This is a genomic window from Pseudomonas sp. JS3066, assembly GCF_036328175.1.
Lineage (GTDB): Bacteria > Pseudomonadota > Gammaproteobacteria > Pseudomonadales > Pseudomonadaceae > Metapseudomonas.
On sequence record NZ_CP143312.1, the window covers coordinates 782,525 to 802,046 of the forward strand.

Below are 19,522 nucleotides of genomic sequence, written 5' to 3' on the forward strand. Positions count from 1 at the left end.
GGTTGCATCGTCCGCAGGGACTAGCGATCGCGTCAGCCGGCGCGAAGTTCGCGAATGCCCTTGCCCAGGCGCTTGCGCAGCAGGGTACGCAGGGTCACGCCGTCGGCGTAGCCCACCAGTCCGGCGACCTGGTCGACGCTGTGCTCACTGGTCTTCAGCAGATGCACGGCGCGTTCGATGCGCAGGTCCTGCACATAGGCCAGGGGCGTTTTGCCCAGCACTTCGTGGATGCGCCGGGCGAGGGTGCGCTTGCTGGTGGCCAGTTCGCCAGCGGCGACGTCGAGGTTGAACCCTTCCGCCAGGCGGTCGCGCACCCAGCGATCGAAGCGCTGCACCAGCGGGTCGGCGTGAGCCAAGTGGTCGGAGAGGGCATAGGCCGATTGCGACGGGCGTGAGTCGACGATCAGGTAGCGCGCCACCAGGGCGGCCAGTTCCGGGCTGGTCTGGCGAATCAGCCAGAGGGTCAGGTCCAGATGGCTCAGCGCGGCGCCGGCGGTGACCCACTGCCCGGAGCTGACGATCATTCGCCCGGCATCGAGTTGCACCTGTGGATAACGTTGCCGGAAAAGCGGCGTCAGCCACCAGGTGGTAGTGGCCTCATGGCCGTCCAGCAAGCCGGTTTCCGCCAGCACGAAGGTGCCGATGCAGGCAGCGGCAATGCGCGCCCCCCCTTCGGCCCAGGCGCGCAGGGCGGCGACCGCATCGGCTACGTCTGGACGCGCCAGGGCCTGTTGCAACGGGTCGGGCATCTTGTAGCCCATGGCCGGAACGATCACCCATTCCGGTACCGGACAGTCCGTCACCAGGCGCACGGGAACGCCGAACCCCAGCGAGCTGTTCACCTGGGGCCGCACGCCCGCCAGGGCCACCTCGAACTGCGGGCAGGGCAGACCATGCAAGGTGGCCAGCTCGTTGGCGGTGGTCAGTGCATCGAGGACGGCGGCCAGACCTGTATCGAAAACCCCTTCAAGGGCGAGGACGGTGATCTTCATGGCGAGATCGCTACCAAAGTTGTCAATCGCGCCAGTATTGCAGAGGCCCGACAGGCCATAAAGTGAGCTCCACCCACCTTGCTGCGGAGACTCATCATGTACCGGAAGACCCTTATCGCCGGTTGGGGCGACATGGACTTCAACTCTCACATGCGCAACACCGCCTACCTCGACAAGTCCGCCGACGTGCGCATGATGTATTTCTCCGATCGCGGCTTCCCCATGTCGGAGTTTTGCCGTCTGCGCCTGGGGCCGGTGGTCATGAAGGACGAGATCGAGTACTTCCGCGAATTCCATCTGCTGGACGAAATGGACATCAGCATGCGCTTGTCCGGCCTGTCCGAGGACGGCAGCCGAATGATGCTGCGCAACGAGTTCTATCGAGGCAGTACGCTGGCGGCGCGGGTCACCTCCACGGCCGGCTGGTTCGACCTGGAGCAACGCAAGCTGGTGGTTCCGCCACCCGCACTGCTGGAGGCGCTTCAGGCCCTGGAAGAGAGCGAGGATTTCCGCGTACTGCCTGGCAGCAACCGCTGAGGAGGAGTGGAAATGAGCATCAGCATCGTTCAGCTGGGAACCGCGCGGGCGGACGGCGAAGGCCTGCGCATCGGCACCGTGCGCAGACCTCCACGGGGGGTACCCAAGGCCGAATTCGCCAGCCGCGACTACTACGACACCTGGTTGCCGCTGCTGGCGCCCAGCGCCGAGTTGATGGCCGAGGGCAAGGCCGCTGAAAGCGATGCCGACTGGGCCCGCTTCGCCAAGCGCTACCGCGCCGAGATGGAGGGCGGGGAAGGGGCGCGGGTGCTTGACCTGCTGTCAGCGCTCTCCCACAGCAGCCACTTTGCGGTGGGCTGCTACTGCGAAAATGAGGCACGTTGCCATCGCTCCGTGCTGCGTCAGTTGCTGGCCGAGCGCGGAGCCTCGATTCGCTGAGTCTGGCGGCGATTTTCGGCGAGCATTTCCCGCTGGCAGTCATTCGACCAAAGGCGCAAAATCGCGCCCCGACGACGGAAGGCGCTGAGTATTTGGCGCCTCCGTTCCTATACTTCGCCGGTATGGGTCCTACTTTTCATCTCTCTCATTTCCTACATTTTCGTTACTGGACGCATCGTGAAAATTCGCAGTTCGATCGCCAAGCTGTTCGTCCTCGGTTCCTGCCTGTTCGTGCTTGCAGGCTCGCCAGTTCAAGCCCAGGAGGCGCCTCTGCCGGTTCGCGACCCGGCACAGTTGCACCTGGCTTCCGGCAGCGTGATGCTGCTTGACCTGAATACCGACAAGATTCTGTATTCCCGAAATTCCAATCTGGTTGCCCCCATCGCCTCGGTGACCAAGCTGATGACTGCCATGGTCGTGCTGGATGCAAAGCAGCCGATGGACGAAGTCATCACCGTGACTATCCGCGACAACCCGGACATGAAGGGCGTGTATTCACGGGTGCGTGTGGGCAGCCAGGTGAATCGCCACGACATGCTGCTGATGACCCTGATGTCTTCGGAGAACCGTGCTGCCACTGCCCTGGCCGCGGCCTATCCGGGCGGCTATTCGGCGTTCATCAAGGCGATGAACACCAAGGCCCGTGCCCTCGGTATGAGCAGCACCCGCTATGTCGAACCCACCGGCCTGTCGCTGCACAACGTGTCCAGCGCCCACGATCTGGTGCTGCTGCTCAAGGAAGCGCGCAAGTACCCGATGCTGAGCAAGCTCAGCACTACCCCGGAAAAGACCATCACTTTCGTCAAACCGCGCTACAGCCTGGGTTTCCGTAACACCAACAACCTGGTCCGCAAGCCTGGCTGGAGCATCCAGGTGACCAAGACCGGCTTTACCGATGAGGCTGGCCACTGCCTGGTGATGCTGACCCAGATGAATGGCCGCCCGGTGGCCATGGTACTGCTGGATGCCTTCGGCAAATACACCCACGTGGCCGATGCCACGCGCATGCGCCGCTGGCTGGAAACCGGCAAGAGCGGCCCGGTGCCGGCGGCGGCGAAGAACTACCGTCAGTACAAGGACAGTCAGATTCGCGAGGCGACGGTGCAGACGGAGGTGAAGAACTGAGGTTCTGCGGGACCATGGAAAAGCCAGCCGTGAGGCTGGCTTTTTCGTTTTGCGCAATCGTTAGGCCAGGGCCTCGCCGGCAGTGACGGTGGCACGCTTGTTCACCGCACGGTGCAGCAGGCTGGAAACAAGGAAGCCGATTACCGCGAGCACGCTCATCAGGCTGAACACGTAGGTGTAGCCCTGTTCGCCCGGGTAGTGGTCGAGCAGTGCACCGTAGATGACGTAGGCGAACATCCCCGGGGCGTAGCCGATCAGGCAGCCGATACCGAAGGCGGACCCGGTGATGCGGGATGGGATACCCACTTCGCTCATCGGGGCCCAGAACACGCCGCGCATGGTGAAGACCACCAGGGCGAAGCTCAGGGTCGCGGCCATACCGGCATAGATGAAGCTCTCGCCACGCGGAATGCTGAGGATCACCGCCATCAGTGGCAGCAGGGCGAGGAAGGCCCACTTCAGGTAGCGGCTCGGACTCTTCAGGCCCTTGTCGGCCAGGAAGCCGCCAGCCGGTCCGCCCAATACCTTGAGGAAGTACTGGTTGATGATGCCGTAGGCACCGACCAGGGCTACCGGCAACTGGTACATGTCCTTCAGGTAGGGGATGAAGTAGGTCAGGCCGCAATAGACGATGTAGACCATGAAGACATTCAGGCTCACCAGCCAGATGCCCGGCACGCGCACCGCCTCCAGCAGACCAGCGAGACCGACGGGGTCACGCGCGGTGTTGTCCTGACGAGCGCCGCGCAACAGGAACAGGGTGAGCAGGCCGACGCTGATGTCGATGACGGAGTAGAACAGGATCGCCGCTTTCAGCCCGGCGGCACCGGAGCCCAGGGCGATGAATACGCCCAAGGCGGCGAACGCCACCAGGGTGTCGACCACGCCGCGGCCACCTTCGAGGAAACCGAACATGCGTCCCTGTTCGCCGTCGTCACCGAGATTGCGAACAGCTTTCAGCAGCGACGGCCAGAACAGGCAGTCGGCGCACACCGCCAGCAGCGCGAAGACGATGAGCAGGTGGTTGTAGCCGGGGAAGCTGGCCAGGTACAGGCCCAGGGCGCCGGTGCCGACCAGCCCGAGTGGGATCAGCTTGCGGGTTTCGAAACGGTCGGCGAGGAAGCCGCCTACCACGAACAGGGCGGTGGCGACGATGGCGTTGGCGCTGAGCAGGGTGCCGATCTCGGTGTGGGTCAGCCCCATGTGCTCCTGCATCGGGATATAGAACGCGTCCTTGAGACTGGACAGTTTGTAGATGGTCCCGCCGCCAAGGACGAGGACCAGGAAGCGGAGCCACTTGGCTTTAGCCTGTGCTGTCATTGTTGTTCTCCACAGTTTCCGGGTTACGGGGAGCCGTCGGGACGGCCGGTCAGGTTCGTTCGGCGTCGGCCAGGGTCAGCTCGGCCAGCAGGCGGAGTTCGTTCAGCAGGCCGCGGACATGGCGCACCTGGTTGTTGGCCCAGCGGTGCTCGTCGGCCAGCATTCGCTCCAGGCTGTAGCCCGGCGGCAGCGGCGTTTCGCTCATCTCGCGATAGGGAATGAAGGGGTCGGCGTCTTCGCTGGTCTGACGGAAGGCCGGGGCGATGTAGTGGTTTTCCTGCTCCAGGATGAAGGCCACCACCTGCGGTGCCGATTCACCCAACAGCAGCAGTTCCAGCAGCATGCGCGCGCCGGGCAGCTGGTCCTCGGCGCTGCCCTGGAGCACACCGTAGTGGCCGAAGCCTTTCTGCTCGGGCACCACGCGTACGCCCTTGAGGTGAACCTGGCGGATGAAGGGCGCGAGGTTGGCGAGTGCCGGCAACGGCTGTTCGCACGCGTTGATCATGTTGCCGAAGTCGAACAGGGCATTTAGCCGCGGGTGTCCGACGCGGCGCAGCAGCGTGGCGATCTCGTCGCTCTTGAGTTCCTCGTGCTGCTCGAAATCGAAGTTGAGATCATGTTCGTCGGCCAGTCGTGCCAGGCGCCGCAGGTCGTCCTCGATAAGGTCCATGACCCGCGAAAGGTGACCCTCGTAGCGGGAATAGACACGGATGTTGCGGCTGCCGATGGCGCGGGCCACGGCCACGGCCTGGTCGACATCTTCAGGCAGGGTGCTGCTGATCTCCACGTGGACGTCCAGACCCAAGGTGCGGGCCTTGGCGGCGAAGGCGGCGAGGCGCTCAGACGACATCTGCGAGAGGCTGTTGTGTTCGCCATCCAGCAGGTGCAGGGAGAGCCCATCGAGTTCGTGCCGATAGGCGAAGTCGAGCATGTCTTCGGGGCTGACCCGGCCCTGGGTAAGGTTGGTCAGCAGGGGATAGCCGTGGGCGAACAGGCGCAGGCTGTCGAGGCGCTGCAGCAGACGGCGGGCGAGGTCGGGGGTGAGCGGCGGAGGCTCGGAACCAGCCCCTGCGTTATGGCTCAGCAGGGCGGCGAATCGGGCTTGGATAGCATTCATTATTGTCATTCCTGATAGCGACGCCGGGGTGGCCGGCGATGCCTTTATCGCTCCGGAATGGTGCTATCCCTATAGCCATTTTCCTTTTGTTGTTATGACCACTTTGGTAGCCCGTGTGGCGATGCTCAAACCTTCATCCCGAGGGCGCGCAAGGCGCTGGCGAACTCACGGACGCGCTGCTCCGCCTGCTCCTCCGGGGTGGCGGCGAAACCCAGCAGCAGTCCCGGTGGCAGGTATCGGCGGATGCAGTAGTCGCGCAGGGCGTAGGTGTAGACCTGGTGATCGGCCAGCCCCCGTGCCAGGGCGTCGTCGTCCACCGATTCGTCCAGCCAGCCGATCAGGTGCAGGCCGGCTTCTACCGGGTCCACCCTGAGGAACCCACCCAGGTGGCGCTGCAGTGCCTCCACCAGGCTGGCCTGGCGTGCCTGGTACAGACTGCGCATGCGGCGGATGTGGCCTAGAAAGTGCCCGTCCTGCATGAAGTCGGCGGTGGTGGCCTGATGCAGTGTGGAGGGGCTGCGGTCCATCACCGCGCGGATGGCGCAGAAGGGTTCGACCAGCGCCTCGGGAAGAATCACGTAGCCAAGGCGCAGCGAGGGGTAGAGCACTTTGCTGAAGGTGCCGACGTAGATGACCTTCTGCCATGGGTCCATGGCGTAGAGCGCCGGCAGCGAGCGACCGACGTAGCGGAACTCGCTGTCACAGTCGTCTTCGACTATCCAGCCCTGGCCGCGTCCAGCCCAGTCGATCAGTTCCTGGCGGCGCGCATAGCTCATGGTGGTACCCAGCGGGTGCTGCCGAGAGGGGGTGGTGAAGGCCAGGCGCGCGTCCGGGCATTCGCGCAGTCCCTGCTGCACGTCCAGTCCCTGCTCGTCGATACGCAGGGGCACCAGTTGGCAACCCAGGGCCTGGAAGGCGATACGCGCGGCTATGTGGCCGGGGTCTTCCATCCATACGCTGTCGCTGGGGTTGAGCAGCAGCATGCCCAGCAGGTTGAAGGCCTGCTGGGCACCAGAGGTGATCACGACCTGATCCACGCTGCAGTCGATGCCGCGGGCGTCGAACACGTATTCGACTATTGCTTCGCGCAGGCGCTGCAGCCCCTTCAGTTCGCCGTAGCCCAGTTGCGCCTTGCTCGGCTTACGCAGGTGACGGTCGACCAGGCGCTTCCAGACAGGCATCGGAAAGGCATCGTAGGCCGGGTGGCTGGGCAGGAAGGAGGTCGGGCAATCCGCCGCCCAGGCGTTGTAGGACACTCCGCCAAAGTGCTCGCTGCGCATGGAATGCACCGCCTGGCTCAGGCTCGACAGGCGCGGTGGTTTACGCGGGGCGTCGGCAGCGGCGTCACGGCCCTCCCATTCATCGCTTACGTAGGTGCCGGCTCCGGTGCGCGGTGCCAGGAAGCCTTCGGCGGTGAGCTGGTCGAAGGCATTGAGCAATGTGATGCGCGACAGCGCCAGCTCCTTGCACAGGGTTCGTGTGGAGGGCAGGCGGGTACCACCTGGCAGCCGCCCGGAGAGGATCTGCTTGCGCACTTGCAGGTAGAGCTGACGATAGAGCGGCACCGCGCTGGAACGGTCCAGTTCGATGCCGGAGAGCAACATGCCGCCGGGGGTCTTCATTCGGGTCCTGCCTTCTGCACGGAGTGCGCCGGGCGCCTATTGTGCGCGCCGGTGCTGGCTGCGGGGAGGTATCAAGGGTTGCCGATGAGGCGATGCGCCAGTCGTTGCTGGATCGCCTCGGCCTGTTCGCGGAAGAGTTGCATCGCCGTGTCGACCAGGGTCGAAGCAGGGCGGAACTCGGGGCGGATGAGTTGCACACGGAAGGGCACCGATACGGCGAGGCGGCGCATTTCCAGACCCCGTCCGGCTTCATCGAGGGCGCTCAGCGGGTTGACGATGGCCAGGCCCAGTCCCTGGCGCACCATGGCGCAGACCGAGGCGGCGGTGCTGGTTTCAACGACCAGGCGGCGTTGCACACCGGCGGTGACGAAGTGCGTATCCAGACTCTGGCGATAGATGTCCAGGCCCGAGAGGCTGATGAACGGCTGGTCATGGAAGTCGGCCAGGTCCAGCACCGGCTTCTGTAGCAGACGGTGGCCAGCGGGGAGGATGCATACCATGTCAGCTGCCAGCAGGGTGCTGCCCTGGGTGCCGCGCGGCACCAGTTCGGTTTCCAGGAGGCCGAGGTCGTGGCGCTGGCCGCTCAGGGACTCCTCCAGTAGCGGTGACTCTTGTGCAGCGATGCTCAGGCTGACGCCGGGGTGGCGTTCCTGTAGCGCCTGGGCAAACGCTGGCAGCAGGGTCTGGGCAAACACCGGCAGCCCGGTGATGGCCAACTGGCCCTGGTCGTAGCGCCGAATCGCCTGGGCCGCACCGGCGATGCGTTCCAGGCCGGTGTAGGCACGCTGCACCTCGTCGAACAGCGCCAACCCCTGCGCAGTGGGAGACAGGCGCCCGCCTTCGCGATCGAACAGACGGAAGCCCAGCAGGTGCTCGAAGCGTGCCAGCTCGCGGCTCACGGTGGGCTGGGAGGTGAACAGCAGGCGCGCTGCGCCGGTGACGCTGCCGGCAGTCATCACGGCGCGGAAGATTTCGATATGGCGGAGGGAAAGGTCCATGGGCGGTACCGAGTGGTTTGCATATCAATAATGAATCGAGTTGTGATGAATTGGTATTTTTATGAATCAGTACGGCTTGCGATCATGGCGGCATCTCGATTCCGGAGGCCGCCATGCGCCCGAACATTCCCGCCGCTACCCTCGCCAACCTCGTCCGTGAACACGGCACCCCGCTGTGGTGCTACGACGCGGCTGTGATCCGCGAGCGAATCGCCCAGCTCAAGGGCTTCGATGTGATCCGTTTCGCCCAGAAGGCCTGCTCCAACCTGAGCATCCTGCGCCTGATGCGCGAAGAGGGTGTGCAGGTGGACGCGGTATCCCTCGGCGAAATCGAGCGCGCTCTGCTGGCGGGCTACTCGCCCAAGGGTGAACCGGCGGGCGTGGTGCTGACCTGCGACCTGCTTGACCGTGCCACCCTCAAGCGCGCCGTTGAACTGGGTATCGAGGTCAACGTCGGCTCAATCGACATGCTCACCCAGCTCGGCCAGGCAAGCCCCGGCCATCGCGTGTGGCTGCGCATCAACCCCGGCTTCGGCCATGGCCACAGCCAGAAGACCAATACCGGCGGCGAGAACAGCAAACACGGCATCTGGCACAGCCAGCTGGACGCCGCGATGGCGGTGATCCGTGATTACGGTCTGGTTCTGGTGGGCCTGCACATGCACATCGGCTCCGGTGTGGACTACAGCCACCTGGAAGAGGTTTGCGGGGCAATGGTCGGCGCGGTACGTGACCTGGGTTGCGACCTGGAAGCCATTTCCGCCGGTGGCGGCCTGTCCATTCCCTATCGCCAGGGCGACCCGGTGGTGGACATTCCGCGCTATGCGGAACTGTGGAACCAGGCCCGTCGCGAGATCGAAGGCATCGTCAAGCATCCGGTGCGCCTGGAATTGGAACCGGGTCGCTTCCTGGTAGCCGAGTCCGGCTGTCTGCTCAGCGAAGTGCGCGCGGTGAAGGATGTGGGCAGCAACCACTTCATCCTGGTGGATGCCGGCTTCAACGACCTGATGCGCCCGTCCATGTACGGCAGCTTCCACGACATGAGCCTGCTGGATGATGCCGGCAACCCGGTTACCGCCCCGCAGCGCCAGACGGTGGTCGCCGGCCCGCTGTGCGAATCCGGCGACGTCTTCACCCAGCACGACGGTGGCCTGGTGGCGCCGCGCGCCCTGCCGGCGGCCCAGGTTGGCGACCTGCTGCTGATCCACGACACCGGCGCCTATGGCGCGTCGATGTCATCCAACTACAACAGCCGGCCGCTGCTGCCGGAGGTGCTGGTGGATGGCGAGGAAGCCCGCCTGATTCGCCGCCGCCAGCCCCTGGCGGACCTGCTGGCGCTCGAGCAGTTCTGAGTGTTCTGCCCCCCTCTCCCTCCGGGAGAGGGGGGCAGGGTGAGGGTTTTCCCGCCACGCGGAAGTATCCGAGGCAGAATGCGTTGGGCTTCGCTGCGCTCTGCGCCAACCTACGAACCTTCCCGAAGGCGTCTGCAACCTCCACAATGCCGCGCCATGACCTTCGATTCCCCACTCGCCGCCTACCATCACGCCCTCGAGCAGGGTGGTTTCCTGCCTGACCCGGCCCAGCGGCGCGCGGTCGATTGCCTACAGGCCTGTCATGAGGCGCTGCACCACGCCGGCGAGGTAACAGGCGTCTATCTCTGGGGGCCGGTAGGGCGCGGCAAGACCTGGCTGATGGACCGCTTCCACCAGAGCCTCAGGGTCCCGGCACGGCGTCAGCATTTCCATCACTTCATGCGCTGGGTCCATCAGCGGCTGTTCCAGCTCACCGGCACGCCGGACCCGCTGCAAGCGCTGGCCCGTGAGTTGGCGCAAGAGGTGCGGGTGCTGTGCTTCGACGAGCTGTTCGTCAATGACATCGGCGACGCGATGCTGCTTGGCCGCTTGTTGCGGGCGATGTTCGATGAAGGCGTAGCCATGGTCGCCACCTCCAATCAGCCTCCGCAGCAACTCTACGCCGATGGCTTCAACCGCGAGCGTTTCGTGCCGGCCATCGACGCCATCGAGCGGCACATGCAGGTGGTGGCAGTGGACGGCGGTGAGGATCATCGCCTGCACCCGGGTACGGCCCATCAGCGCTACTGGGTGGCCGAGCCGGGCAAGCCCGGTTTCCTCGCCGAAGTCTTCGAACGGCTCGCAGCGGGGCAGGGCAGTTCCAACCAGCCGGTGGAGCTCGGCCATCGCCCGATACCGGTGGTGCGCCAATGCGCGGCGGCGGTCTGGTTCCGCTATGAAGACCTTTGCCAGCAACCGCTGGCGGCCCTGGATTTCATCGCCCTGTGTGACCGCTTCCCGGTGATTCTGCTGGGGGATGTGCCCAACTTGAGTGCGTCTCGTCGCGAAGGGCGTATCGCCCGGGGTACCGAAGATGGTGCGGAACGGGTCGACGCCGGCGACCGCGAATTGCCGCAGTTGTCGGTGCATGACGACGGCGTGCGCCGTTTCATCGCGCTGGTGGACGAGTGCTACGACCGCCGGGTGCCGCTTTACCTCGAGGCGGCCGTGGCCATGGACCGCCTCTACACCGAGGGCTATCTGGAGTTCCCCTTCCGCCGCACCCTGAGCCGGCTGAAGGAGATGCAGTTGGCGCGGTTCTGACGTCCGGTACTACTTGAGCTGATCCTTAACCACTTCCAGGCCTGCGTTGGCGCACTGTTAATCCAGGTGCCCGCCAGGCGCGCCGCCCACGCCCACGGCACCGATCACCTCATCGCCCACTTTCACCGGTACGCCGCCGCTCACTACCAGGAATCCGTCGATCATCGGCAAGTACTGGGCCGCAGGACTCTTCTGCACGTTCTCAAGCATTTCGGTGGTGCTGCGCTTGGTCGAGGCGGCGGTGTAGGCCTTACGCCGGGCAGAGTCGAGGGTGTGCGGGCCCGCCTTGTCCGTGCGGAGGATGGTGCGCACACTGCCGGCGAGGTCCATCACTGCGGCCGTGACGTTGTAGCCCTTGGCGGTGCAGGCCTGCACCGCGGCATTGGCGATGTCGCTGGCGATCTTGAGGGTCATGTTCTTTTCGCTGGCGACTTTGGCATGGGCGCTCAGGCAGGCAGCAAGACCACCAGGGCGAGGTACTGGAGTGATTTCATGGCGGGTTCTCCTGTCGCGGCACGCATGAAACCTTTGCCTTTGGCCGGGAGACAGGGACGGCGAAACGATGTCGTCAGGTAGGCGCTGGCCGAGGGTTACAAGCCTCGCCAGCCTTCTTAACATTTGTTAATGCCGCCTTTGCGGCGGCCCCCAAGAATCGGCGCACAACAACGCGCAGGTCCAGGAGGCCGCCATGTCCAGCCAGATTCCCACCACTGTCTACGAACTATTGCAGGCCTCGGCGGCCGCTCACCCGGAACGAATGGCGCTGACCTTTATCCACAACCTCGGGGAGGAGATGGGCGAGCAGGACCTGAGCTATTGGGCATTCTTTGACCAGCTCAATCGCAGCGCGCGGATGCTGCTGGACCTGGCCGGCACGCGCAGGCCGGTGATCACGCTGCTGCTGCCGAACATACCGCAGAGCCAGTGCCTGCTGTGGGCCGCCGCCAGCGTCGGCATCGCCAACCCGATCAACCCGCTGCTGAGCGAAGAAGCCCTGGCCAGCCTGATGGACAAGGCCGGCACGGATCTGTTGGTGGCGCTCGGTCCGGTGCCGGGCTCGGACCTGTGGCAAAAGGCGCTGGGCGCTTCGTTGCGCTTGTCGAAGCTACCCAGGTGCGTGTCGGTACTGGTACAGGGCGGCGAGTTTTTCTACGACCAGTTGCTCGAACGCTACTCCGGCGCGGCATTGGAGCCGGCACTGCTGCCTCGGCCAGACGACATTGCCGCCTACTTCCATACCGGCGGTACCACGGGGGTGCCCAAGCTCGCCCGGCAGACCCATGCGAACCAGGTAGCCGCCGCTTGCGCCTATCGCGCCTGCATGGAGGCCGGCCCTGAGGATGTGGCGCTGAACGGTTTGCCGATCTTCCACGTAGCCGGTGCCCTCGTGAATAGCCTGGGCGGCCTGGCCAGCGGGTTGCGCGTGTTGCTGCCGACACTGGGCGGCTTCCGCAATCCGGAGGTGATCCGCCAACACTGGCGTCTGGTGGAGCATTACGGCATCACCCTCAGTGGCGGCATTCCCACCTCGGTGGCGGCAATGCTGGAAGTCCCGATCGACGGGCACGACATCAGCAGTCTGCGTTTCATGCTTTCCGGCGGCGCACCGGTACCGGCGGCCCTGTGCGAGAAGGTGAAGGCACAGACAGGGCTGGAGCTGTACCAGGCCTACGGCATGACGGAATGCAGCGGCGTGATCGCGTTGCCCAATCTGAGTCGTCCGGCGATTCCGGGCAGTGCCGGGCATGTGGCGGCGCCAATCGAAGTGCGGATCGACGGCGGGGAAATCTGCGTGCGCGGCCCCACGGTTTTTCCCGGCTACCTGGGGCAGGACCGGTCGCCACTGGAGGGAGGCTGGTTGCGCAGTGGCGATCTGGGGCACCTGGACGAAAACGGCAATCTGTTCATCACCGGGCGTGCCAAGGACCTGATCATCCGCAGCGGCCACAATATCGATCCGGCGCTGATCGAGAACTGCCTGGAAAGCCACCCGGCAGTCTCCATGGCTGCTGCCGTGGGCATGCCCGACGAGTACGCCGGCGAGCTGCCGGTGGTGTTCGTGCAGCTGCGCCAGGGTCAGGCGGCCAGCCTCGACGAACTGCAGCGGTTCGCCTTCGAGCACATCGCTGAACGTCCGGCCTGCCCGAAACGGATATTCCTGGTGGATGCCCTGCCGGTGACGGTGGTGGGGAAGATCTACAAGCAGAAGCTGCGGGAGCTGGCGGCAGCCAGCGTTTATCGCGATCGGGTTGGCAGCGCCTGCCCGACCCTGGGTTGCGAGGTAACCCAGGGCGCCGATGGCAGCCTGTGGATAAGTCTGGCGGATGTACCTGCTGGGCAGCGTGAGTTCTGCGTTCAGCGGGCCGAAGCGCTGGGACTGCGAGTGCGCGAGTCGCTCAGCCCGCCCGTTTGCGCTTGACCCGTGAGAAGGACACCGGGTCCATCCCCAGGTAGCTGGCCAACTGGTACTGCGGCACCCGGTCCAGCAGCCAGGGCTCGTTATCCAGCAGCCACTGGTAGCGCTGCTCGCCATTGCGAGTGAGCAGCAGTGCCTCGCGGTCCTCGTTGCGCAGCATGATCTGCCGGGTTACCAGGTCTTGCATCTGCTGCAGCTGCGGGAAGCGCTTGCCGTACTGGTCGAGTATCGCCAGGGGCAGGCTCGCCAGCCGGCACCTTTCCACCGCGGCAATGCTGTAAGTGCAGGGTTGCTGCTTGAGGTGGGCGCTGAGAGAGCCAATCAACTGGCCTTCGCGGAAGAAGGTCTTGTTCCATTGGCGGCCTTCCGGGGACAGGTAGTAGTAGCGCGCCACGCCGGAGAGGATCACGTAGAAGTGGGTGGGACGCTCGCCTGCGCGGATGATCGGTTGATCATGGTCGTAGTCGCGCAGCTTGAGCACCTGCAACAGGCACTCCTGCAGCGCCGGGTCGGCCATGCCGTGGGCGTGGAAGATGTCCTGCAACTGGAGCTGGATGTCGGCGGGGATCATGGGGGGCTGGCCTGGAGGTACTGAACTCATCTAAGCACAGGCGGGCGCTCGGCTCCCAATCCGCAATTGCCCGTCGCCTCCGTGTGCCTGACACTAGACTCCTTTTTTCAGCCCCAACCAAGAAGGAACTCTCCCGTGTCCCCACGCGAACAAGACAGCTGGGCCCAGATTTGCCTGGCCGCCGGACTCGATCCGGAAAAGCGCCTGGCTGCCCGCGAGGCCGTGCTGGGTCATGCCGATGCCCTGGATTGCTCACTCTATCGTCCCGACGAGAACGACCTGGACGCGGAAGAAGAAGACCTGGGCGATGCGCGCATTCTCTTTACCGGTGCATTCAAGGCTCCGGCTGAATGGAGCGCGCAGGACCGCGAGGATTACTTCGGCGACATCGATCCCGCCTCGTTCGTCACGGCGCTGATCGAATGCCAGGCCGATCCGTCGACGCGTGATTTCTTCCTCGCCGATGCCGGTGACTTCGTCGCGGTGGTCGCCGCTTCCGGCGAGGTACAGATGTTCTACCTCTACGACTGCAACGAAGACGAAGAAGGCATGCACTGTGTGCTGGTGCGTGAGGACGAGGAAGACTGATCTGCCGTCCGGCTCATCGCGAATCTATTCGCTCCCACGAACGGAGATCGCCTTCAGCGCAGGTTCACGTGCCGGCTGATCAGTGCCCGTAGCGCGGCCGGCTTCACCGGCTTGGCCAGATAGTCCAGGCCGGCGGCGTGGACTTCGGCCACCAGCTCGGCGCGGCCGTCGGCGCTGATCACCACGCCGGGCAACGGTTCACCCAGGCGGGTCCGCAACCAGGCCATGAGTTCGGTGCCGGTCTCGCCTTCATCGAGGTGGTAGTCCACCAGCGCCAGTTGCGGCCGCACTTCCTCGGCCAGCAGGTGTTCGCATTCCAGGCGGTTGCGCGCCGTCCACACCTGGCAGCCCCAGCGTGACAGCAGGCTGTGCATGCCAGTGAGGATGCTGTCCTCGTTGTCGATGCACAGTACCTGGGTGCCGTTGAGCGTCTGGCCGTTGGCTTCGGCCAGTTTCTGCACCACAGGCGAGGGTTGCTGAACGCGCGCCAGCGGCACGGTGACGCTGAACACGCTGCCCTTGCCCGGCCAGGAGCGCACTTCCAGCTTGTGGTCGAGCACGCGGCAGAGGCCGTCGGCGATGGCGAGGCCCAGCCCCAGGCCTTTCTCGGCGCGGGTCTGATGGCTGTCCAGGCGCTTGAACTCCTCGAATATCACCTTGCGCTTGTCTTCCGGGATACCGGGGCCACGGTCCCAGACCTCCAGGCGCAGATTGTCGCCGTCGCGCCGGGCACCCAGCAGGACGCGTCCCTTGGCGTAGCGGAAGGCGTTGGTCAGGAAGTTCTGCAGGATTCGGCGCAGCAGTTTCATGTCGCTTTCCACGCGCAGCTTGCTGCCGCGCAGGCGGAAGTCCATGTGCTGCTCCTGGGCCAGCACCTTGAACTCGGCGCCGAGGGTGTCGAACAGCGAAGCCAGCGGGAAAGCGGTACGGTCGGGAGTGACTCGGCCGCTCTCCAGGCGCGAGATGTCCAGCAGGTCGGTGATCAGGTCCTCGGCCGAGCGCAGCGAGCTGTCCAGGTGGTTGACCAGTTCGCGGGCCTCGCGGGGCAGGACCTCCTGCTGGTGGCCAAGGGCGGCGGAGAACAGTCGCGCGGCGTTGAGCGGTTGCATCAGGTCGTGACTGACGGCGGCGAGGAAGCGGGTCTTGGACTGGTTGGCCGCTTCCGCCGTGCCTTTGGCCTCGATCAGCGCGTGGTTGAGTTGGGAGAGTTCCAGCGTCCGTTCGGTGACCCGTCGTTCCAGCCCTTCGTTGGCATCCTTGAGGTCCTGTTCGGCCTGGCGATAGGCGGTGATGTCGGTGAAGCTCATGACGAAGCCGCCACCGGGCATGGGGTTGCCGATCAGTTCAATGACCCGGCCATTGGGGAACAGGCGCTCCGAGGTGTGCGGCCTGCCCTGGCGCATCCAGAACAAGCGGCGAGCGACATGGGATTCCACCTCGCCGGGCCCGCAGAGTCCACGTTCGGCGTTGTAGCGGATGATGTCGGCGATGGGGCGGCCGACGCTGATCAGGCCTTCGGGATAGTCGAACAGCTCCAGATAGCGGCGGTTCCAGGCCACCAGTCGCAGCGACTGGTCGACGACGCTGATGCCCTGGGTGATGTTCTCGATGGCGCCTTGAAGCAGGGCTCGGTTGAACTGCAGCACCTCGGACGCCTCGTCGGCGATGCGCACAACGTCCTCCACCTGCATCTCGCGGCCTTCGATGGCCGCCTTCACCACGGCCCGCGCCGACGAGGCGCCGAGTACGCCGGCGAGCAGGCGTTCGGTGTGGGTGATCCAATCCTGGTTGGCGTTCTGCGCCGGGTTGAAGCTGATGCCCAGGCGATAGGCGAAACGGATGAAGCTCTGCCGCGCGCGCTCTTCACCGACGAAGCGCGAGGCGAGCATCAGCAGGTCGTCCACCTGGACCGCCAGCAGGGTGCGGGAACTGGCTCGTGCGGAAACCTGCTGGCCGACGAAGCGGCTGGCCTGCCAGTGCTCGGACACGCGGGTGCGGGAGAACACCGACACCCAGGCGAAGAGGATCCAGTTGCCCGCCAGCGAGATCACCACGCCCTGGGTCAGGGGTTCGATGGGCAGGTTCAGGGGGTTTTCCATCATCCAGGAGAGGCCGGGGAAGTTTTCCAGCGGCCAGCCGAGGCCGCGAGCCATCACCGGCAATACCAGGGTGTAGGCCCAGAGGGCAGCGCCGGCAGCGAGGCCGGCGAACACGCCACGGCGGTTGGCCTGCTTCCAGAACAGCGCGCCGATCATGGCCGGGCCGAGCTGGGCGATGGAGGCAAAGGCGATCTGGCCGATGGTCGCCAGGCTCGCGGTGGAGCCCAGCAGGCGGTAGCTGACGTAACCCAGCAGGATGATCACCACGATGCTCACCCGGCGTACCGAGAGCATCCAGTGGCGGAACACTTCGAACGGGCGTTCGGCGTTCTGCCGGCGCAGCAGCCATGGCAGCAGCATGTCGTTGGAAACCATGGTGGACAGGGCCACGGCTTCGACGATCACCATGCCGGTGGCGGCCGACGCACCACCGATGAAGGCCAGCAGCGCCAGGGCCGGGTGCGCCTCGGCCAGCGGCAGGCTGATGACGAAGGAGTCCGGGATCACACCGCTGGGCAGCAGCATCTGCCCGGCCAGGGCGATGGGCACCACGAACAGCGCCGCCAGGGCCAGGTAGATGGGGAACACCCAGCGTGCCTGGCGGAGGTCACGCGGTTCGATGTTCTCCACCACCGTCACGTGGAATTGCCGGGGCAGGCAGATGATCGCGAGCATCGCGACGCCGGTCTGCACCAGCAGCGAGGACCAGTCCATGGATTGCGACCAGTAGTGCTCCAGCTGCGGAGCGCTGCGGGCACGGGTGAACAGGTCGTCGAAACCGTCGAACAGGCCGAAGGTGACGTAGGCGCCCACTGCGAGGAAGGCCAGCAACTTGACCAGGGACTCGAAGGCGATCGCCAGCACCATGCCGCGGTGGTGTTCAGTCGCGTCCAGGTTGCGGGTGCCGAAGAGGATGGTGAACAGGGCGAGCACCAGCGACACGATGAGCGCTGTGTCCTGGGCGCGGGTGCCAGAGGATTCGGCACTTGGGCCGATCAGCAGGTTCACCCCGAGGACGATGCCCTTCAGCTGCAGGGCGATGTAGGGCAGCACGCTGACCAGGCAGATCAGAGCCACCACTACCGCCAGGGCCTGGGATTTGCCATAGCGCGCGGCGATGAAGTCGGCGATGGAAGTGATGTTCTCCTGCTTGCTGATGATCACCATCTTCTGCACCACCCAGGGCGCCAACAGCAGCAGCAGGATGGGGCCCAGGTAGATGGGCAGGAAGTTCCAGACCTGACCGGCGGCCTGGCCGACAGCGCCAAAGAAGGTCCAGCTGGTGCAGTACACCGCCAGGGACAGGCTGTAGACCCAGGCGCGCATGCGCGGCGACAGGGGTGTGCTGCGTCGGTCGCCATAGAAGGCGATGGCGAAGAGGATGGCCATGTAGAGGAAGGCGACCGTGGCGATCAGCCCGCTGGACAGCGACATTGCAGCTCCGGATGGTGCGGTGGCGGGGCATGCCCGCGAGATTTCGACTTCCAGCAGTTTCGCACCAAAGTCGGCAATTCGTCAGGCCGCTGCTACCAAGGTCGCAGGCGCTATTGAGCCCCCGCACCGGGGCTGCTAGCGTGCTCCATTGCCCGCGCAGTTTTGTTTGTCTCGCGTGGGAACCTGCACGGCACTTCCGCTTGGCGCGACGTTCTCATCCGGCAGGGTTCTTTCGCCTGAGGAGGGCGCAGATGTTCAATCCACAACCGGTCATCCTGCAGCGCGGCGCCTTGCGCCTCGAACCGCTGGCAGAGGCCGACATCCCGGCGCTGGTTACCCTGGCTGAGGCCAACCGCGAAGCCCTGGCCTACATGAACGGCCCCCTGCGACCCGACTGGTATCGCCACGCCCTGGCCGACCAGCGGGAAGGGCGGGCGGTGGTCTTCGCCATTCGCCTGGGTGACAACCTGGTAGGCACCACGCGTTTCTCCGATTTCATGCCCAACCTGCCGGCCGCCGAGATTGGCTGGACCTGGCTCGCCGCCGGTGAGCACGGCAGTGGCCTGAATGCCTCGATCAAGTATCTGATGCTGCGCCATGCATTCGAGGAGTGGCAAGTGGTGCGGGTGCAACTGAAAACCGCCGCCAGCAACCTGCGCTCCCAGCGCGCCATCGAAAAGCTCGGCGCCCAGCGCGAGGGCGTGCTGCGCAACCATCGTCGCCTGGCTGACGGCCGCCTTGACGACAGCGTGCTATACAGCATCACCGACCACGACTGGCCGGGAGTGAAGCAACGGCTGGAGGCGCTGTTCAGCGCATAACCTTGGGCGAGCATAGGGAAGACGCGCATTTCTGGCAGGCGGGCCATCTGGATGGCCTGGAGCTGCTGTCTGCTCGCTACATCGAACATCGCTTCGCCCCCCATGTACACGACGGCTATGTGATCGCCGTGGTGGAGGCAGGGGCCGAGCGCTATCGCTATCGCGGCGTCGATCACCTGGCCGGTGCCGGCAGCCTGGCGCTGATCAACCCGGATGAGGTGCACACCGGTTCCAAGGGACACGACGACGGTTGGCGCTACCGGGTGTTCTATCCGGATATCGCGTTGGTACGCAGCGCCCTGGAGGAGCTCGAGCTTCCTCTGGCTGGCATGCCGGCCTTTATCGGCAGCGTTCATCACGATCCCGACCTGGTCCAGATGTTCACCCATCTGCATCGGCTGCTGGAGGCAAATGCCAGTGCCCTGCAACAGCAGACTGCCTGGCGCGAGGCCCTGTTGTCGCTGTTCCGTCGTCATTCCAGGCTGCCCGAGCCCGGCGCCCCGGGCCGTGAGCCTCTGGCTGTGCTGCGTGCCAAGGAACTGCTGCGTGAACGCCTGGCCGAGCCGCCGTCCCTCGAGGAACTGGCCACTGCCGTGAAGCTCTCGCCATTCCATTTCGCTCGTACCTTCCGCCGCGCCACCGGCATGCCGCCCCACGCCTGGCTCAAGCAGCAGCGCCTGGATCAGGCCCGTGCCCTGCTCAAGGCCGGTTGCGCGCCAGCCGGTGTGGCGGCACAGCTGGGGTTCGCCGATCAGAGCCATCTGACCCGCCAGTTCAAGCAGGCTTATGGCGTTGGGCCGGGCGAATATCGCAACGCGTGCGCAAGATCGTTCAAGACGCACTGATGGCCTGACGCTAGCCTTTCGGG

The 19,522-nt window shown here is 65.1% G+C and carries 17 protein-coding genes; 9 read left to right on the forward strand and 8 right to left on the reverse strand.

The window, feature by feature from the left end; genetic code table 11:
• Nucleotides 1-32 precede the first annotated feature (32 nt).
• The gene (locus tag SA496_RS03800) at nucleotides 33-992 is read right to left on the reverse strand and encodes a GlxA family transcriptional regulator (RefSeq protein WP_120652683.1); all 960 of its coding nucleotides are present in this window, start codon (nucleotides 990-992) and stop codon (nucleotides 33-35) included.
• A 96-nt stretch (nucleotides 993-1,088) separates the two neighbouring features.
• Here SA496_RS03800 and SA496_RS03805 point away from each other — a divergent pair, with 96 nt between their 5' ends.
• The 3 genes from SA496_RS03805 to pbpG all read left to right on the forward strand — a co-directional run bounded on the left by SA496_RS03805 (nucleotide 1,089) and on the right by pbpG (nucleotide 3,053).
• Nucleotides 1,089-1,529 (forward strand): thioesterase family protein, encoded by a 441-nt coding sequence (locus tag SA496_RS03805; RefSeq protein WP_330115063.1) that lies wholly within the window; start codon nucleotides 1,089-1,091, stop codon nucleotides 1,527-1,529.
• 12 nt (nucleotides 1,530-1,541) lie between these two features.
• Nucleotides 1,542-1,928: a DUF488 domain-containing protein gene (locus SA496_RS03810; protein ID WP_330115064.1), complete on the forward strand. Its 387-nt coding sequence runs from the start codon at nucleotides 1,542-1,544 to the stop codon at nucleotides 1,926-1,928.
• Between the two features lie 177 nt (nucleotides 1,929-2,105).
• A complete protein-coding gene (gene pbpG, locus SA496_RS03815) occupies nucleotides 2,106-3,053 on the forward strand; it encodes a D-alanyl-D-alanine endopeptidase (protein ID WP_120652681.1) in 948 nt (315 codons plus the stop codon).
• Nucleotides 3,054-3,113: 60 nt separating this feature from the next.
• Here pbpG and SA496_RS03820 read toward each other — a convergent pair whose 3' ends face one another.
• The 4 genes from SA496_RS03820 to SA496_RS03835 all read right to left on the reverse strand — a co-directional run bounded on the left by SA496_RS03820 (nucleotide 3,114) and on the right by SA496_RS03835 (nucleotide 8,110).
• Nucleotides 3,114-4,373, reverse strand: coding sequence for an MFS transporter (locus tag SA496_RS03820; protein ID WP_120652680.1), 1,260 nt, complete (start codon nucleotides 4,371-4,373; stop codon nucleotides 3,114-3,116).
• 49 nt (nucleotides 4,374-4,422) lie between these two features.
• Nucleotides 4,423-5,490 carry a sugar phosphate isomerase/epimerase family protein gene (locus SA496_RS03825; RefSeq protein ID WP_377673004.1) on the reverse strand — a complete coding sequence of 356 codons (1,068 nt, stop codon included), beginning with the start codon at nucleotides 5,488-5,490 and terminating at the stop codon, nucleotides 4,423-4,425.
• A 125-nt stretch (nucleotides 5,491-5,615) separates the two neighbouring features.
• A complete protein-coding gene (gene pdxR / locus SA496_RS03830; protein ID WP_120652679.1) occupies nucleotides 5,616-7,112 on the reverse strand; it encodes a MocR-like pyridoxine biosynthesis transcription factor PdxR in 1,497 nt (498 codons plus the stop codon).
• A gap of 71 nt (nucleotides 7,113-7,183) precedes the next feature.
• Nucleotides 7,184-8,110 carry a LysR family transcriptional regulator gene (locus tag SA496_RS03835; RefSeq protein WP_120652678.1) on the reverse strand — a complete coding sequence of 309 codons (927 nt, stop codon included), beginning with the start codon at nucleotides 8,108-8,110 and terminating at the stop codon, nucleotides 7,184-7,186.
• 113 nt (nucleotides 8,111-8,223) lie between these two features.
• Here SA496_RS03835 and lysA point away from each other — a divergent pair, with 113 nt between their 5' ends.
• Nucleotides 8,224-9,462: a diaminopimelate decarboxylase gene (gene lysA, locus SA496_RS03840; protein ID WP_120652677.1), complete on the forward strand. Its 1,239-nt coding sequence runs from the start codon at nucleotides 8,224-8,226 to the stop codon at nucleotides 9,460-9,462.
• A 156-nt stretch (nucleotides 9,463-9,618) separates the two neighbouring features.
• The gene (zapE, locus tag SA496_RS03845; RefSeq protein ID WP_120652676.1) at nucleotides 9,619-10,725 is read left to right on the forward strand and encodes a cell division protein ZapE; all 1,107 of its coding nucleotides are present in this window, start codon (nucleotides 9,619-9,621) and stop codon (nucleotides 10,723-10,725) included.
• Between the two features lie 57 nt (nucleotides 10,726-10,782).
• Here the strand turns inward: zapE and SA496_RS03850 are convergent, their stop codons facing one another.
• Nucleotides 10,783-11,139 (reverse strand): GlcG/HbpS family heme-binding protein, encoded by a 357-nt coding sequence (locus tag SA496_RS03850; RefSeq protein WP_256672946.1) that lies wholly within the window; start codon nucleotides 11,137-11,139, stop codon nucleotides 10,783-10,785.
• Between the two features lie 274 nt (nucleotides 11,140-11,413).
• Between SA496_RS03850 and SA496_RS03855 the strand changes: the two genes are divergently transcribed.
• Complete coding sequence (locus SA496_RS03855) at nucleotides 11,414-13,144, forward strand: AMP-binding protein (RefSeq protein ID WP_330115065.1); 1,731 nt, start codon at nucleotides 11,414-11,416, stop codon at nucleotides 13,142-13,144.
• Here the strand turns inward: SA496_RS03855 and SA496_RS03860 are convergent.
• Nucleotides 13,122-13,712 carry a Crp/Fnr family transcriptional regulator gene (locus SA496_RS03860; protein WP_153918889.1) on the reverse strand — a complete coding sequence of 197 codons (591 nt, stop codon included), beginning with the start codon at nucleotides 13,710-13,712 and terminating at the stop codon, nucleotides 13,122-13,124. The genes SA496_RS03855 and SA496_RS03860 overlap by 23 nt on opposite strands.
• Before the next feature lie 168 nt (nucleotides 13,713-13,880).
• On the opposite strand from SA496_RS03860, the gene SA496_RS03865 reads away from it, so the two are divergent.
• The gene (locus tag SA496_RS03865; protein ID WP_120655258.1) at nucleotides 13,881-14,300 is read left to right on the forward strand and encodes a hypothetical protein; all 420 of its coding nucleotides are present in this window, start codon (nucleotides 13,881-13,883) and stop codon (nucleotides 14,298-14,300) included.
• 53 nt (nucleotides 14,301-14,353) lie between these two features.
• Here SA496_RS03865 and SA496_RS03870 read toward each other — a convergent pair whose 3' ends face one another.
• Nucleotides 14,354-17,833, reverse strand: coding sequence for a hybrid sensor histidine kinase/response regulator (locus SA496_RS03870; protein ID WP_153918886.1), 3,480 nt, complete (start codon nucleotides 17,831-17,833; stop codon nucleotides 14,354-14,356).
• Between the two features lie 251 nt (nucleotides 17,834-18,084).
• On the opposite strand from SA496_RS03870, the gene SA496_RS03875 reads away from it, so the two are divergent.
• Both SA496_RS03875 and SA496_RS03880 read left to right on the forward strand, forming a co-directional pair.
• Entirely contained in the window at nucleotides 18,085-18,654 is a 570-nt protein-coding gene (locus tag SA496_RS03875; protein ID WP_120652671.1) for a GNAT family N-acetyltransferase, read from the forward strand.
• Nucleotides 18,655-18,656: 2 nt separating this feature from the next.
• Nucleotides 18,657-19,499 carry an AraC family transcriptional regulator gene (locus tag SA496_RS03880; protein ID WP_120652670.1) on the forward strand — a complete coding sequence of 281 codons (843 nt, stop codon included), beginning with the start codon at nucleotides 18,657-18,659 and terminating at the stop codon, nucleotides 19,497-19,499.
• The last annotated feature ends 23 nt before the right edge of the window (nucleotides 19,500-19,522 follow it).

Excerpts from the sequence above, each read along its gene's own strand:
- SA496_RS03850 (WP_256672946.1), bottom strand. The coding sequence starts at position 11,139 with ATGACCCTCAAGATCGCCAGCGACATCGCCAATGCCGCGGTGCAGGCC.
- zapE (WP_120652676.1), top strand. The coding sequence starts at position 9,619 with ATGACCTTCGATTCCCCACTCGCCGCCTACCATCACGCCCTCGAGCAG.
- SA496_RS03835 (WP_120652678.1), bottom strand. The coding sequence starts at position 8,110 with ATGGACCTTTCCCTCCGCCATATCGAAATCTTCCGCGCCGTGATGACT.
- SA496_RS03800 (WP_120652683.1), bottom strand. The coding sequence starts at position 992 with ATGAAGATCACCGTCCTCGCCCTTGAAGGGGTTTTCGATACAGGTCTG.
- SA496_RS03875 (WP_120652671.1), top strand. The coding sequence starts at position 18,085 with ATGTTCAATCCACAACCGGTCATCCTGCAGCGCGGCGCCTTGCGCCTC.
- SA496_RS03820 (WP_120652680.1), bottom strand. The coding sequence starts at position 4,373 with ATGACAGCACAGGCTAAAGCCAAGTGGCTCCGCTTCCTGGTCCTCGTC.
- SA496_RS03825 (WP_377673004.1), bottom strand. The coding sequence starts at position 5,490 with ATGAATGCTATCCAAGCCCGATTCGCCGCCCTGCTGAGCCATAACGCA.
- SA496_RS03805 (WP_330115063.1), top strand. The coding sequence starts at position 1,089 with ATGTACCGGAAGACCCTTATCGCCGGTTGGGGCGACATGGACTTCAAC.
- SA496_RS03855 (WP_330115065.1), top strand. The coding sequence starts at position 11,414 with ATGTCCAGCCAGATTCCCACCACTGTCTACGAACTATTGCAGGCCTCG.
- SA496_RS03860 (WP_153918889.1), bottom strand. The coding sequence starts at position 13,712 with ATGATCCCCGCCGACATCCAGCTCCAGTTGCAGGACATCTTCCACGCC.
- SA496_RS03810 (WP_330115064.1), top strand. The coding sequence starts at position 1,542 with ATGAGCATCAGCATCGTTCAGCTGGGAACCGCGCGGGCGGACGGCGAA.
- lysA (WP_120652677.1), top strand. The coding sequence starts at position 8,224 with ATGCGCCCGAACATTCCCGCCGCTACCCTCGCCAACCTCGTCCGTGAA.
- SA496_RS03870 (WP_153918886.1), bottom strand. The coding sequence starts at position 17,833 with ATGTCGCTGTCCAGCGGGCTGATCGCCACGGTCGCCTTCCTCTACATG.
- pdxR (WP_120652679.1), bottom strand. The coding sequence starts at position 7,112 with ATGAAGACCCCCGGCGGCATGTTGCTCTCCGGCATCGAACTGGACCGT.